Source organism: Bacillus sp. JJ1764, from assembly GCF_036962145.1.
Lineage (GTDB): Bacteria > Bacillota > Bacilli > Bacillales > Cytobacillaceae > Neobacillus.
In genome coordinates, this window is the sequence record NZ_JBALNY010000195.1 from 1 (window position 1) to 15,261 (window position 15,261).

The following is a 15,261-nucleotide window of genomic DNA, read 5'->3' on the forward strand; positions in this document are numbered from 1 at the left end:
ATGGAAAGGAATATTTTAATTTTCTTATATCTTATACAGTCTATTTAACGATTAGTGGAATCTTAACCATTATCCTTATTGGGTTTGTCGGATTAGCTATTTTCAGCGTCATGTTATTTGTATTTACGATTGTTGCAGCGGTGAAAGCCTACGAAGGCAGTGAATATCGATTCCCATTAATCTTTAGAATAATTAAGTAATGGGATTATTAGCCTGGCATTTTATTTATGTCGGGTTTTTTACATAATGGTTTTAAAGCAAGATAGTTTTCATTTAAATCAAGGTGGACTATAATTTTTATTAATTCTTTTTTTATAGAAGGGAGAAGCAAATGTGATCGGTCAAACTGGTTTAGTGTTAGAAGGTGGCGGGATGCGTGGTGTTTATACGGCGGGAATCCTGGAATACTTTCTTGAACAGGATTTGTTTTTTCCTTATGTCATTGGAGTTTCAGCAGGTGCCTGTAATGCAGCATCCTATTTATCAAAGCAAAAAGGGAGAAATAAAACCGTAACGATTGAGTATGCTAATGACCCAAGATATATCTCTTGGAAAAACTATTTTAGAAATAGACAAATTTTCGGGATGGACTTTATCTTTGATGAAATTCCGAATAAGTATGTTCCCTATGATTACGATGCATTTTATAACAGCACTTCGGAATTTGTTGTAGGGACAACCGATTGTGTAACTGGGGAGCCTGTGTATTACAAAAGGCAGGATTACCAAAAAGATTTATTGACTGTTTTACGAGCTTCCAGTTCATTGCCATTTATTGCTCCTGAAGTTTCATTTAAAGATAAGTTATTGCTAGATGGTGGGATTAGTGATCCGATTCCAATTAGACAAGCACAGAAAGATGGTTTTACAAAAAATATTGTCGTTTTAACTCGTAATGAGGGCTATGCGAAAAAGCCTTCCAAGTTTCATTTTATGGTGGAGCGGAAATATCCCGAATATACAGGCCTGCAGAAATCGTTAAGAGACAGATACGAAATCTACAATAATACGATTTCCTATCTTATTGAGGAAGAGAAAAAAGGAAATGTATTTTTAATCCGGCCATCTGTCCCATTAAAAGTAGGAAGAATCGAGAGAAATCCACAGCGTTTAATGGAACTTTATCAACAGGGTTATCAAGATGCCAAGGCATTGAAAGAATCGATTATGGAATATATTGGATGAAAAAAGAAGAGAGTGTCTCTTCTTTTTTTTATCTCCTATCATTTTTTTCTCTTATAAATAATAGAATGATATAAGAGCAACAGATAAGGAGATTTCAAAATGAGGATTCATGATTTTTATAGAAATGAGGCTTTAATTAGCTTAAACGGTAGTATTGCTTCGCTTATTCCTGTATGTTTTATTATCGTGGGAAATCTGTCATTTTTAAAAAATCAAGATATCATGTTACTGGCAATACCGTTTTTTGTTTATAGTTTTATTAGCTTTCAATTTTATCTTTATAAGAGAAATCAATCCAATTCTATTAGTAAACAATTGATTAGTAGAAATGGCAACGGATTATTATTAGATGCTCAACAGTTATTAGTCCTCCATATGAATACTACCTCCTCCTCGCTTCAGCTCTATTTTTCAAATGGCTTTTTAGCTGGAAGTTTTGAAAAGGTCCCCAAAAGGGGAAAAGAATGGCGTCAACCATACAAAATATATGTTCTCAGAAGTTCGGAACAATTTCCTTTAGCTTTTTTTGTTGTTAAAAAGCAGAACGGTATTAAAATTGAAGTCTATGATCAGAACAAGAAATATATGGGATGCTTGGTAAAAAAAAATGAGCCATTCAAAAAGGATAAAAAGGAACTGTTTAATGAGACAGGAGAATTGATTGGTATGATTGAAGGGTCGCCTGGATTTATGGATGAAAAAATGTGGAATCTCCATGAAAAACAAGAAGGCAGATTAAGGAGAGGGTGGATGCCTTTACAATGGAGTGCATTGTTTCCTAATCCGAATACCCCAGTACTGTCTTTTAAGGTGGATTTATCCCAAGGGGACAGACTGATTAGAATGTCTTTATTAATCAACGAATTCTTCCTCGAACGCTAAATTTGAATTAGTTTCCCTTATAATCGATATTTGATATGATAGTAGCAATATTTTATTACGTGTTGTTGGGGGTTTTGACGTGAGAATTGAATTCATAAAAGGACATGGCTCAGGAAATGATTTTTTCATAATAGATGAAATCACAAATCAATACGCTTTTTCCGAACAGGAAAGGGCTGACATGGCGAGGCTTTTATGTGACCGCAAGACTGGAATGGGAGCGGATGGAATTCTTTTTATAATGAAAAGTGACCATGCCGATGCCAGAATGCGGGTTTTTAATGCCGACGGCTCGGAGGCTTCGATGTGCGGTAATGGACTTCGCCTGGTTGCCCGCTATGTTTGTGAGCTTCTTGGGAAAAAGAATGGTGTAATTGAAACGATGAAAGCTGACCTTAAGGTAGGGAGGCAAGAGGAGCTCTTTCCGGAAATTCATACCTATCAAGTTGAGATATCTCCAGTGTTATTTGATCTTGAGTCACTTCCATTACGGTTAAATCAGTCTACATTGGTGAATGAAAAAATAATGCAGCTTTCGGATCGCTTTACTTTTACAGCTTTGGCAGTACCGAATCCTCATTTAATCACACTAGTGGAAACAGAGGACTTGCAAAATGAGGTTCAACGGCAGTTAAGTGAATATGTTAATGGTCCTAACGAGTTATTTCCTGACGGCGTTAATGTGAGCTTTGTTAAATCAATACAGGAAAATGCTATTTATGTTCGGACCTATGAACGGGGTGTAGGCTTTACAAATGCTTGTGGTACAGCCATGTCAGCTTCATCTCTGGTGACGTGTCTGCAAAAAATGAATCGATTTGAGGAAGTCATCAATGTATACAATAACGGCGGAATGGTTCAATGTGTGGTTCACGAGCATGACGGAACCTTCACCATCGATCTTATAGGTAATGCAACCTATCAATACAAAGCTGATGTTGAAGTGAACCTTCACGACAGCCTATATACTGTGATATCTAAAAAAGATTTTCTCGAACAGCCTGATTATGAAAAGCTGCAGCAGAAAGTCCAGCAATATCTCAAGGAAAACATGTAGGATAAGGCATTTCTGCCTTATCCCTTGCCTTTTTTTAAAACCTCTAATACAGGGGCAAATGGTTGAATCGCTTTTGTTTGAAAATAATTTCTAAAGGGATCGCCTAACTTCTTAAGTCGAGTAATGGCATTTTGCATGGTAAAGGCCTTCGGATCCAACTTATCGTTTACCTCATCCCAATAAAGAGGGGTAGCTACTCCACCAAGCTCATTTCCGCGCATTGAATAGGGAGCGATAATGGTTTTCCCTTCACCATGTTGGACGTAGTCGACATAGAGCCGGTTCCCGCGATTTTTCTTCATCCTCTCAATCGTGAATGAATCAGGATCCCGTGAGATTAAATAGTCTGCAATAAAACTAGTAAACAGCCTTGTATCATCATAACTAAATTTATTCTCTGGCAAAGGTACATAAATCTGAAGACCCTTATTGCCAGATGTCTTTATAAAACTAACTAAATTTAATTGATCCGTTACTTCCTTTATAAGCAATGCTGCTTTGACAGCAAGCGAAAATTCCTTTTGTGACGGAGGATCCAAATCAAAGACAATTTCACTTGGACCATGACTGTTAACTGTTTGAAACGGTATATGAAATTCAATGGCCAGTTGATTTCCTAACCAAATAAGCGTTTTAAGATTATTGCAGAGAATATATTGGATATCCATAGACATATGAGTTTTCACGAAAGAGGGAGCGTAATCTGGACAGTTTTTTTGATAAAAGGCTTCGCCAAACATCCCATGTGGAAAACGTATAACGGTCAATAGCCGGTTTTTTAAAAAAGGCAGCATATAGGGGGAGGCTTCCCTTAAATATAGTATATAATCTGCCTTTTGAATTTGTTGAGTTTCCCACAATGGTTTATCAGGATGAGTAATTTCCAATTCTTCTGGTAAGTTTTTTTGTTGGAAAATAAAGTTTTCATATGTACATTGAGCAGGCTCTAAATCAAAGCGAAATTGATGAAAATGTGGCTCTCGCAAGTGGTCTTCATAGAGTTCCAAATATTTAATTTCCAGGCAAATTGCTGGTTCGACATGGATAAATTGAGAATCTTCCCTTTTCATATTTTGCTTGATTATTTGTTGAAGTGCTTGTTTTTCATCTGGCTTAAACCCAAAGAGTACTTGACCAATAGTCGTTACAGTTTGATTTCGATAAACGCCAACATAAAAGTACCCATTTGATTTCTCATATGCTGTGACAAAACAACTTACATATTTCCAATTTTTATATTTTAACCATTGTAAAGATCGTTTTCCTTCTTCCCACTGGCTATTCGCATGTTTGGCAACAATTCCTTCTCCATCATATAACACAACTTTTTCCCAAACTTCATTGAAATCAGAGTATGGCTCAACAAATTGGAGCAGCTGTTCATTATATGGATCTGGCGTTTCGTCTAATTCGAGTGCTTTAAAAAATTGCTTCAATTTTTCCTTCCTTTTGGGAAAAGGCAAAGTATTCAATGGCTTTCCACTTAACATCAGTACATCAAAAACCATCAGCCGGCATGGTGACAAAGCTGCCTGCTCATTTATTTTTTTTGCTGCTTTCATACGTCCGCGTACTTGAATCGCCGAAAAATTAGCTTTATAGGGGTTTTCAAGATCCACAAGCTCACCATCTAGCTGCAGGGGTAAAAAGGGAGCAATTTGATCCTTTAGATCTAATAAAAATCTGCTTATTTCAGGGAATTGCGGCAATAACGCTTTCCCGTTGCGGCTTGTTAATACAGGATTGGCGGTGTTCCAATCTAAAATAGCACGAAAACCGTCATATTTTACTTCATAAAACCAGTCTTTTTCGATTGGGGTCTCAAAAGTCAGACTAGGAAGCATTGGTTTCATCACTTTACCTCTTTTTTCCTTTATTTTGTGTAAAAGGGAGACAAATATCCTTTTTCCAGTTGTTTTAAGGAATTCAGCTTGTTCCTAACACACACACTAGAAACAAAAAGAAATGGAGAATTTTTATGCATACAATGTGGAAGGGCAGTATTAGCTTTGGGCTGGTTAATATTCCAATTAAGCTCCATGCTGCAACAGAAGATAAAGATATCAAGCTTCGTACCCTTCATAATAAATGTCATGCCCCCATTAAATATGAAAAAATTTGTTCAGTTTGTGAAGAGGAAGTAAAGCCTGAGGATATAGTTAAGGCATATGAATATACAAAAGGCAAATTTGTGGTCCTCGACAACGAGGAGCTTGAAAAACTTCGAAAAGAAAATGAAGAAAAAGCTGTAGAAATCATTGATTTTGTCAAAATGGAAGAAATCGATCCTATATATTTTGACCGCAGTTATTATATGTCACCAAACGAGGGTGGTGGAAAGGCCTATTCCTTATTGCGGAAAGCGCTCCAAGAATCCGAAAAAGTTGGTTTGGCTAAAATTGTGATTCGTTCCAAAGAGCAGCTGGCGGTCATCCGTGTTTATGAGAATATCTTAGTTATGGAAACCATTCATTATCCAGATGAAGTACGAAATGCCACTGATGTACCTAATGTTCCATCTGAAGATAAGGTGACAAAGAAAGAGCTGGATACCGCCATTTTATTAATAGATCAATTAACCTCCACTTTTGAACCTGAAAAATATACTGATGAATATCGAACAGCCCTTCTCGAACTGATTGAATCGAAACGCCAGGGAAAAGAAACTGTTTCTGCGGCACCTAAAGAAATGGCTACAAATGTTACTGATTTAATGGCTGCTTTACAGGCATCAATCGATCGTACCAAACCGAAAAAAGCAGCAGCTCCAAGAAAGAAAGCAACAGCCAAAGTCAAAAAGGAAGCCTAATAATTTGTTGACAAAAGCTTTAAAATGAGGGATAATAAAATTACGCTTTTAAGTTCGTTATATATTTGTTGATTTAGTAGTCGTAACTGCACGAAATGTGGGTGATGTCTTCTATGCCCATCAGTGTAGTGCGACTTTTTATATTAATGTGAAATTAACTTTAAAGTGAACAAAATATTGGGGGTAATGTTACATGAAAAACGGTAAAGTTAAATGGTTTAATGCAGAAAAAGGATTTGGATTTATTGAAGCTGAAGGCGGCCAAGATGTATTCGTACACTTTTCAGCAATCCAATCTGAAGGTTTCAAAACATTAGAAGAAGGTCAATCAGTATCTTTTGAAATCGTTGAAGGTGCTCGCGGACCTCAAGCTGCAAACGTACAAGCGGTTTAATTCATTTTTATTAAAAAAAGGTAATGCTTAACAAGAAAAGCATTACCTTTTTTACTATATATTCATTATGAAAAACAAGGGGTGGGGAATAATGGCATTTGGCAGAAGAAATGAAGAGGAAATCAAATTGGAGGAAACAAAGATTTGGGTTTGTACTTCCGAGAATTGTAAGTGCTGGATTCGCGATAATTTTAAAAGCAGTGATGTGCCCCTTTGTCCAGTTTGCAAAAATCCAATGAGTGAAAGTACGAAGATGCTACAGGTCATTCATAACCATAGCCAGAATTTTATGTAGAAAAGCAGGGGTTACTCCCTGCTTTTAGTCTTCTATATTGTTTTTACAATAATTAAGTATTAATTCCTCTTCATCGTCCTCAAGGGCAAAATCAAGCACTTCTTCTTTGCCTTGTTCATAAAAATGATAGTTAATCATTCTTGCATTGCCATCATCTATACCTAAAAGGACCCTTAGTCCAATTCCTTTTTCAGAAAAAAGTTCATCCTCTTCATCTACCTCAAGTTCTAAAAAGAATTCATAGCGCTCACCTGAGATTAATCCGAATGGATCTTCCAGCTTTTCTACTGTATGGCCTGTTATGTTCAAAAAAATCATCCTTTGCATTTAATTAGTCGATTTTATTATACACATCTTTTCCATAACAAAAAAATAATTGCATCAGTAAATATAATACTTATGAAATTAATGTGAAATAATGCACATTGTAAACCCTTTAATGGAATTATGCGGTAATATAAAATTGTAAAAAAACAAGAAAATTCTATATATATATTTGTGAATACATTCACAAAAAGGAGGGGAGAAATGAACATTTTCACTGAATCTGTTTATGGTCAACTTCAATCATACATGTTATCTAGGAAAAATTTTTATCAAATACTCCATATCCTTTTCTCTGAACCAGATAAGGAAGAAATATTTTTTCAGCTTTCTACATATGGGAATTTTGGAATGTTGGGTGAGTTTCACGAAGGTGGGAAAATTCTTGATCAATTTTTTAAAACCTTAACATTGGAACAATTAATGTTTGAGCGTGAAGAGTACCAACGACTTTTTATTGGCCCAGGCCCTCTAGTGGCACCTCCATGGGAATCCTATTACAGAAGTAAAGAACATTTGGTTTTTGAAGAATGGACCTTCCAGGTTAGGGAGAAATATCGAACGTTTGGTCTACAATATGTAAAAGAAAATAATGAACCGGATGACCATCTTCTTTTGGAATTAGAATTTATGATCTACCTTTCGAGTTTATGTCAATCAGAAATAAACCTGAATCAAATAACGGACATCATCCAGTGTCAAATTGACTTTCTGGAACAGCATCTTTTGTTTTGGGTTCCTGATTTTTGCAAAAGGATCATCGGAAATACTACAAGTACTTTGTACCTTGGGGTATCGATGTTGCTAGAAGACTTTATAAGTGATGATTTGACATCTTTAAAAGAGATAAAGGAGGTACTGGCCGATGTCTAAAAAACAAGGGCTTACCAATCTGTTTTCAAATAAAATGCAACGGCGCACTTTTTTGAAATGGTCAGGTGCCATTGGAATTCCTGTTATTGCTGGCGGAATAGGAACAAAAATGCTGGTAGACAGCAATAAAAAAGAAAAAATAACAAGCGCAAAGCAAATTGACAAGGAACAAGTTATTTCTACCTGTAGTATTAATAACTGTGGTGGAAGATGTGTCATTAAAGCTCATGTTAAAGATGGAGCAGTTGTCAGGGTTAGTACGGATACACATGAAAGCGGCGATCCATCCACACCTCCTTTAAGGGCATGTGTTAGAGGCCGAAATTATCGAAAAATGCTCTATCATCCTGACCGGCTTAAATATCCAATGAAACGGATTGGAAAACGAGGGGAAGGAAAATTCAAACGAATTTCTTGGGAAGAAGCGATTGAAACCATTGCCTCTGAAGTTAAACGAATAGGTGATACATACGGACCTGAATCACGATATGTTAACTATGCATCAGGGCAAAGTTGGGGACTGCACGGCGGTAAAAATGCTGCCAGGAAATTACTGGCACTGACTGGTGGTTTTCTAAATTATCGAAATGACTACAGCTCAGGCGCAGGAAATATCGCCACTCCTTATACCTATGGTACGAATAACTCTGGAAGTAGTTTTGATAATCTACTTCATTCTAAATACATTATTTTATGGGGACAAAATCCTGCCGAGATGATTTTTTCGACTCCATATAGGGAGTATTTGATTCAAGCAAAGAAAAATGGAACCAAAATAGTTGTTATTGATCCAAGATATACAGATACAGCAATCGCATTTGCTGATGAATGGATTCCCATCCTCCCTACCACTGATAATGCTTTGATGGATGCGATGGCCTATGTGATGATTACCGAGAATTTGCATGATCAGAAATTTTTGGATAAGTACTGCATCGGGTTTGACGGGGAGCATATGCCGGAGGGAATTGCAGGTACGGAGTCCTTAAAAAGCTATCTGCTCGGTGAAAAGGATGGCATCCGTAAAACACCGGAGTGGGCAGAAAAAATATGTCATGTGCCGGCAGATAAGATCCGTGAGATTGCTAGGGAGTATGCTACACAAAAGCCTGCAGTCCTTATACAAGGATGGGGAGCCCAAAGACAGGCATATGGGGAACAATTCATGCGTGGCGGTGCCCAATTAGCCTGTTTGACTGGTAATGTAGGGAAATTGGGCGGATGGGCCGCTGGAACGGGTTATTGGAGCCGTTCGGACATTGTTTATCCATTTACCTATGAAAATCCGGTTAAGGCATCAATTCCTTGCTTCCTATGGACAGCAGCTGTTGAAAAAGGCACTGAAATGACAGCGGACGATGGATTATTGGGTACCGACAAATTAAAAAGTAATATTAAATGTATTTTTAATATGGCTGGCAATATGTTAATTAATCAACATTCTGACATTAATAAGACAAAGCAATTGCTTGAAGATGAAAGTAAAGTTGAATTTATCGTCGTAAGTGATCTGTTTATGACACCAAGTGCGAAGTATGCTGATATATTACTGCCAGGCACAACCTTTTTTGAACGGTGGGACATAGGAGTTCCATGGTGTTTTGGTGATTATGTTGTATTAGGGGAGAAAACAATTGAACCTCTATATGAATGCCGCGATGAATATGATGTATTTGCGGAGATTGCCGGTAAGCTGGGACTGAAGGAGAAATTCACCGAAGGAAAAACGACCCTAGATTTAGTCAAGGAAAGTGTGAAAAGAACGAAAAAGGAACTAGACCCGGATTTTCCTACCTTTGAGGAATTTCGAAAAATGGGGGTTTACCATTTTAAACATAAAGAACCGTTAATTGCGTTTAAGGACCAAATAGAAAGCCCAGAAAAACATCCTTTTGAAACACCTTCAGGTAAAATAGAGTTATTTTCAAAAGATTTATGGGCTATGAACAAACATGAGGAAATTCCGGCTATTGCAAAGTACATTCCATCATGGGAAGGTCCAAGTGATCCATTAATTAAAACATATCCACTCCAACTCATTAGCTGGCACTATAAACGTAGATGTCACTCAACTTATGACAATCAAGAATGGCTTGAGGAAGCGGCAAAACAAGAAATGTGGATGAATCCCAAGGATGCAGAAGGTAGGGGTATTCAAAATGGAGATTTTGTCCAAGTCTTTAATAACCGTGGAACGATACAAATTCCAGTTAAGGTAACACCAAGAATTGTTCCCGGAGTGGTAGGAATTCCACAAGGTGCTTGGTACTCACCTGATCAAACTGGTATGGACCAACGGGGGTCGATCAATGTATTAACCTCGCAAAAGCCAACCCCGTTAGCAAAAGCCAATCCGCAGCAAACGAATTTAGTCGAAGTAAAAAAAGCGTAAGGAGTGAGTGAATTGGCGCAATTGGGGTTTTATATTAATCAAAGTCTTTGCTCCGGATGTAAGGCTTGTACCGTAGCCTGTAAGGATAAAAATAATTTAAATGTCGGAATCAATTTCAGAAGGGTCTACGCGTATGAAGAGGGCAGTTTCCTTCAAAAGCCAACGAGTGGAATCGTTCAAAATGTAAAGGCCTATTATTTTTCTATCGCTTGTAATCATTGTTCCAATCCAAGATGTGTACCGACTTGCCCAGTTGGAGCAATTAGTAAGAATAAAGACAATGGGGTTGTCACCATTGACCAAGATGTCTGTCAGGGAACACAGCTTTGTGTGAAAGCTTGCCCGTACGGAGCTCCTCAATATAATAAGAAAGTATTTAGATCAAATAAATGTGATTTCTGCCTTGATCTACAAGAAAAGGGGGAGGATCCTGTTTGTGTATCTACCTGCCCAATGGGAGCAATTGAATTTGGGCCAATAGACGAACTTCGGAAAAAGTATGGTCGGGTCAGCCAAATTAAAGGTATGCCAAGCAGTAAAATCACAAATCCAAATCTTGTTATTTTACCACATAAAGATGCAAAATTATCCAATACTTAATAGCCGGTATTTGGGGGTGATATTGTGTCATTAATACTGGATTGGCTGGAAAGTATGCATATTGATTTTGAACTGACAGATCGATGTTCCAAGGTGCGAAACAATCATTCCACTTGTAGTTATTGCATGAATGCCTGCCAATTACATGCATTAGTCATACAAGATAAAAAAATGACACTAAATAAAGATCTTTGTACATTTTGCGGTGAATGCATGATTTCCTGCCCATTATCTGCAATCACAGGTATCGCTTCAGAACGTCAATTTTTAGATAGAAGTATAATCCATAATGATAGCTTTACACCTTCTGTAAAGGAATTACTTATTTATAAAAAAAGAGGCATTCAGTCCATTTCTTTGGAGACTACTCATCAAAACAAGTGGCATGATGTAATAAAAGAAGCGAACATCCTTTTAAAACAATTGGGTCAGACCCCATTTGAAGTGGTTGTAAAAAGAGATTCCAAAACTACAAGAAGAGAATTGTTACAATCATTAAAAAGTGAAGGCAGAAAAATAGCTAAAATTGCTGCCCCTGCTGCATGGAAAATAAAGGATGGGGAATGGGTTTTAACTAAATATTATCCCGGAAACCAGTTTTACACTGTCCAGCTTAATAAGGAAAAGTGTACTCTTTGTCAGGCATGTTTTACTTTATGTAGTCAAAATGTGTTCCAAATAAAAGAGAATATTCTCTGCATAATGAGCAACCGATGTGTGAATTGTACGGATTGTACAGATATTTGCCCTGAAAATGCATTGGAGATCTATTTTGAATGCAGTGAGTACGTTGAGGTAACTGAAGAATTTTTAATAAATATCTGCCAGTCATGCGGTAAAACGTTCAAAACCTTTCATTCAAGAGCAAAAGAATGCCCTATCTGCTTAAATAGAGATCCTGAATGGTTAAGCCCGTATGGTTAAGCAAATCAAAAAAAAACGCCAGTTTAGTTGGCGTTTTTTTGATTTTAACGGAGAAGGTGAGATTCGAACTCACGCGACGGTTACCCGCCCTAACGCATTTCGAGTGCGCCCCCTTATAACCACTTGGGTACTCCTCCATAAGTATGAAGCGGGTGAGGGGAATCGAACCCCCGCCGTCAGCTTGGGAAGCTGAAATTCTACCATTAAACCACACCCGCATATCTGATAATAGTGAAAACTATTATAACATAATATTAAATGTGATGGTAGAAAATAATTAAAATTGCCAACTAAATGATAGTTTTTTAAAGTAATTGTCAAAAAGTAATCAAAAACGTTCAAGTGATGAAAGTTTTTGAGAGAAAATGATTGATTTTTGCAATCGGTTTCAGTATTATAAAGGTAGAAAAAGAAGTTAGGTGGTGATAACTTGTTAACTCCTGAACGTCATCAGATTATTCTTCAATTACTTAAAGATAGAAATACGGTGAAAATACAGGATATTATGGAGCTGACAAATTCTTCTGAATCAACCATTCGAAGAGATTTATCCCAACTCGAGGATCAAAAATTTTTAAAGCGGATTCATGGGGGAGCTTCAAGATTGCAGGGAAAACTTCAAGAACCGAGCATGATTGAGAAATCATCCAAAAACCTTCATGAAAAGCGATTAATAGCGCAATATGCTGCTTCCTTGGTGGAAGAAGGAGATTGTATTTATCTAGATGCAGGTTCGACCATATTTGAAATGGTAGAATTCCTTCCATCAAAAAATATCGTTGTAGTGACAAATGGATTAATGCATGTAGCCCCGTTGTTAATTAAGGGGATACCGACCTATTTAATTGGAGGATTTGTTAAACCAATTACAAATGCTTTTATCGGACGAGGTGCATTGGAAAGTCTTGACTTGTACCGTTTTGATAAATGCTTTATGGGGGTAAATGGTATACATCCACAATTTGGTTTTACAACGCCGGATCAGGAAGAAGCAATGGTGAAGCAAAAAGCCATTTCACTTTCAAGAGAATCATATGTGCTCGCAGATAATACAAAATTTGCTGAAATTTCATTCGCAAAAATTGCTGAAATCCATGAGGCGTCCATTATCACCAATGAATTGGAACCTGAAACGGAAAATCAATATATAAATAGAACGACAATAAAGGTTGTGACAACATGATTTATACGTTAACTTTGAATCCTTCTGTCGATTACATTGTTCAGTTGGAACAATTTGAATTAGGGCAGTTAAATCGAACGATTAGTGAAGCAAAATATCCTGGAGGCAAAGGGATTAATGTTTCCCGAGTCTTAAAACAATTTGGCATAAAAAGTATGGCTCTTGGATTTGTGGGCGGCTTTACAGGTGCTTATATTAAACAGTATCTTTCAAATGAAAGTATCGCCACAGATTTTGTGGAAGTGAAAGAAGATACAAGGATAAATATAAAGCTAAAAACGGGTAGAGAATCTGAGATTAATGCTCGGGGACCTATGATCACAGAAGAGGATTTTCAATTGCTGAAGGAAAAAGTTCATTATTTGGATCAAGATGACTTATTGGTATTAGCGGGAAGCATCCCGTCAACCTTACCTCCAACAACCTATGAGGAGCTAGTAAAAATTTGTGAGGCAAAGGGAGCAAAATTTGTTGTAGATGCAGAAGGGGATCTATTAAAAAAGGTACTCCCTTTTCGGCCATTCTTAATAAAGCCTAATCATCATGAACTTGGAGAATTATTCAATGTTAATCTCTCAACGCCTGATGAAGTTATTCCATATGGAAAGAAGCTTATTGAGATGGGTGCACAAAATGTTATTGTGTCGCTTGCAGATAAAGGAGCTGTCTTTATTAACAAGGAGGTATCGTTATTGGCAGAGGTGCCAAAAGGAAAAGTGAAAAACTCTGTTGGAGCAGGTGACTCGATGGTGGCAGGATTCTTGGCTGCATATCGAAAAAAAGCTGATGTTGAAAAAGCATTCCAATTTAGTGTTGCTTCAGGAAGTTCAACAGCATTTTCATTGGGGCTTTGCACGAAAGAAAATGTAGAAGAATTATTGCCACAAGTTCATATTAAATCATTAGAGGAGAGACCGCTATGAGAATTTCAGAGTTGCTGACAAAAAGCACCATTTTACTTCAAATTGAAGGCAATCAAAAGCAAGATGCAATTGATCAGTTAGTTGATAAATTATTCGAAGCGAATAAGATATCTGATAAAAGTGAATTTAAGACGGCTATTCTAAAACGCGAAGAGCAAAGCACCACAGGAATTGGTGACGGGATCGCTATTCCTCATGCAAAAACAAAAGCTGTTAAAGAAGCTGCCATTGCCTTTGGTAAATCAGCAACAGGGGTTAACTATGATTCTTTGGATGGCAAACCTGCACACTTATTTTTCATGATTGCAGCACCGGATGGAGCGAATAATACCCATTTAGAAGCACTTGCCCGTCTCTCAGGTCTACTGATGAAAGCTGAGGTTCGTTATGAGCTTCTAAAGGCCACTACAGCTGAGGAAATCATTGAGACAATCAATCGCTTTGATAAAGAGGAACAAGTAGAAACATCTACTTCAGGGAAGGCTGCATCAATTGTTGCGGTCACTGGCTGTCCAACCGGAATTGCTCACACTTATATGGCAGCGGATTCATTAAAAGCAAAAGCTGCTGATATGGGTGTTACCATCAAAGTCGAAACGAATGGTTCCGGCGGAGCAAAGAATGTTTTAACAAAAGAAGAGATTGAAAATGCAACCGCCGTCATTATCGCAGCAGATATAAAAGTGGAAATGGAAAGATTCAGTGGCAAGCATGTCATCCAGGCGGCTGTAGCGGATGGAATTCGCAAGCCTGAACAATTGATCAATCGTGCTGTGAAACAAGATGCTCCCATCTATAAGGGGAATGGTAGTGAAAAATCTACTTCTGATGCAAGCTCTTCCGTTGGAGGTTTCTATAAGCATCTAATGAATGGTGTTTCCAACATGTTGCCATTTGTTGTCGGGGGCGGTATCTTAATCGCGATCTGTTTTATGTTTGGCTATAATTCATTTAATCCTAAAGACCCATCCTATAATCCGATTTCCGATGCCTTAATGACAATTGGCGGCGGTAATGCCTTCAAATTGATTGTGCCAGTATTGGCAGGTTTTATCGCCATGAGTATCGCCGATCGCCCTGGTTTTGCTCCTGGTATGGTAGGGGGTATGATGGCTGCCAATGGTGGTGCAGGTTTCCTTGGAGGATTAATTGCAGGTTTCCTTGCAGGGTATATCGTAAATCTACTTAAAAAAGTGTTTGCCAATTTGCCTAGATCATTGGAAGGTATTAAAAGTATTTTAATCTATCCACTTTTAGGTATTGCCATTACTGGCTTTATCATGCATTTTGTCGTAAATAAACCTGTCGCTTGGATTAACACTGAAATTGCTCATTGGTTAACTGGCTTGGGAACTGGAAATGCTGTTTTATTAGGAATCATACTTGGTTTGATGATGGCGTTTGATATGGGCGGTCCTGT

Annotated in this window: 16 protein-coding genes and 2 tRNA genes; 14 read left to right on the forward strand and 4 right to left on the reverse strand. The window is 37.5% G+C overall.

The window, feature by feature from the left end:
• From V7083_RS21205 to dapF, 4 genes are all read left to right on the forward strand, one after another.
• On the forward strand, positions 1-200 hold a 200-nt coding region (locus V7083_RS21205; RefSeq protein ID WP_335481748.1), incomplete at its 5' end, for a DUF4870 domain-containing protein.
• Positions 201-333: 133 nt separating this feature from the next.
• Positions 334-1,185, forward strand: coding sequence for a patatin-like phospholipase family protein (locus tag V7083_RS21210; protein ID WP_335481750.1), 852 nt, complete (start codon positions 334-336; stop codon positions 1,183-1,185).
• Between the two features lie 99 nt (positions 1,186-1,284).
• A complete protein-coding gene (locus V7083_RS21215) occupies positions 1,285-2,067 on the forward strand; it encodes a hypothetical protein (RefSeq protein WP_335481753.1) in 783 nt (260 codons plus the stop codon).
• 79 nt (positions 2,068-2,146) lie between these two features.
• The gene (gene dapF, locus V7083_RS21220; RefSeq protein WP_335481756.1) at positions 2,147-3,124 is read left to right on the forward strand and encodes a diaminopimelate epimerase; all 978 of its coding nucleotides are present in this window, start codon (positions 2,147-2,149) and stop codon (positions 3,122-3,124) included.
• 17 nt (positions 3,125-3,141) lie between these two features.
• On the opposite strand, the gene V7083_RS21225 is transcribed toward dapF, so the two are convergent.
• On the reverse strand, positions 3,142-4,977 hold the full coding sequence (locus V7083_RS21225) for a DNA ligase D (protein ID WP_335481759.1): 1,836 nt from the start codon (positions 4,975-4,977) through the stop codon (positions 3,142-3,144).
• A 125-nt stretch (positions 4,978-5,102) separates the two neighbouring features.
• Between V7083_RS21225 and V7083_RS21230 the strand changes: the two genes are divergently transcribed.
• The 3 genes from V7083_RS21230 (at position 5,103) to V7083_RS21240 (ending at position 6,622) form a co-directional block, all read left to right on the forward strand.
• Positions 5,103-5,933: a Ku protein gene (locus V7083_RS21230; protein WP_335481762.1), complete on the forward strand. Its 831-nt coding sequence runs from the start codon at positions 5,103-5,105 to the stop codon at positions 5,931-5,933.
• A gap of 193 nt (positions 5,934-6,126) precedes the next feature.
• Complete coding sequence (locus tag V7083_RS21235; RefSeq protein ID WP_335481764.1) at positions 6,127-6,327, forward strand: cold-shock protein; 201 nt, start codon at positions 6,127-6,129, stop codon at positions 6,325-6,327.
• 91 nt (positions 6,328-6,418) lie between these two features.
• Positions 6,419-6,622: a cold-shock protein gene (locus V7083_RS21240; RefSeq protein WP_335481767.1), complete on the forward strand. Its 204-nt coding sequence runs from the start codon at positions 6,419-6,421 to the stop codon at positions 6,620-6,622.
• A 24-nt stretch (positions 6,623-6,646) separates the two neighbouring features.
• Here the strand turns inward: V7083_RS21240 and V7083_RS21245 are convergent, their stop codons facing one another.
• Positions 6,647-6,940: a DUF6509 family protein gene (locus tag V7083_RS21245; RefSeq protein WP_335481791.1), complete on the reverse strand. Its 294-nt coding sequence runs from the start codon at positions 6,938-6,940 to the stop codon at positions 6,647-6,649.
• A gap of 210 nt (positions 6,941-7,150) precedes the next feature.
• Between V7083_RS21245 and V7083_RS21250 the strand changes: the two genes are divergently transcribed.
• The 4 genes from V7083_RS21250 to V7083_RS21265 are packed head-to-tail and all read left to right on the forward strand — an operon-like array spanning position 7,151 to position 11,735.
• Entirely contained in the window at positions 7,151-7,819 is a 669-nt protein-coding gene (locus V7083_RS21250) for a TorD/DmsD family molecular chaperone (protein ID WP_335481770.1), read from the forward strand.
• Positions 7,812-10,211 carry a DMSO/selenate family reductase complex A subunit gene (locus V7083_RS21255; RefSeq protein WP_335481773.1) on the forward strand — a complete coding sequence of 800 codons (2,400 nt, stop codon included), beginning with the start codon at positions 7,812-7,814 and terminating at the stop codon, positions 10,209-10,211. The genes V7083_RS21250 and V7083_RS21255 overlap by 8 nt, the downstream gene beginning before the upstream one ends.
• A 12-nt stretch (positions 10,212-10,223) precedes the next feature.
• Positions 10,224-10,811 carry a DMSO/selenate family reductase complex B subunit gene (locus V7083_RS21260; RefSeq protein WP_335481776.1) on the forward strand — a complete coding sequence of 196 codons (588 nt, stop codon included), beginning with the start codon at positions 10,224-10,226 and terminating at the stop codon, positions 10,809-10,811.
• Between the two features lie 24 nt (positions 10,812-10,835).
• Positions 10,836-11,735: a 4Fe-4S binding protein gene (locus V7083_RS21265; protein WP_335481779.1), complete on the forward strand. Its 900-nt coding sequence runs from the start codon at positions 10,836-10,838 to the stop codon at positions 11,733-11,735.
• A 48-nt stretch (positions 11,736-11,783) separates the two neighbouring features.
• Here V7083_RS21265 and V7083_RS21270 read toward each other — a convergent pair.
• Positions 11,784-11,872: transfer RNA gene (locus tag V7083_RS21270), tRNA-Ser, on the reverse strand.
• A gap of 10 nt (positions 11,873-11,882) precedes the next feature.
• Positions 11,883-11,953 (reverse strand) — tRNA-Gly (locus V7083_RS21275).
• Between the two features lie 212 nt (positions 11,954-12,165).
• On the opposite strand from V7083_RS21275, the gene V7083_RS21280 reads away from it, so the two are divergent.
• The 3 genes from V7083_RS21280 to V7083_RS21290 form a co-directional block, all read left to right on the forward strand.
• Entirely contained in the window at positions 12,166-12,918 is a 753-nt protein-coding gene (locus tag V7083_RS21280) for a DeoR/GlpR family DNA-binding transcription regulator (protein ID WP_335481782.1), read from the forward strand.
• On the forward strand, positions 12,915-13,841 hold the full coding sequence (gene pfkB, locus V7083_RS21285) for a 1-phosphofructokinase (RefSeq protein ID WP_335481785.1): 927 nt from the start codon (positions 12,915-12,917) through the stop codon (positions 13,839-13,841). Before V7083_RS21280 ends, pfkB begins: the two co-directional genes overlap by 4 nt.
• The coding region (locus V7083_RS21290) for a PTS fructose transporter subunit IIABC (RefSeq protein ID WP_335481788.1) at positions 13,838-15,261 on the forward strand (1,424 nt) is incomplete at its 3' end. The genes pfkB and V7083_RS21290, both read left to right, overlap by 4 nt.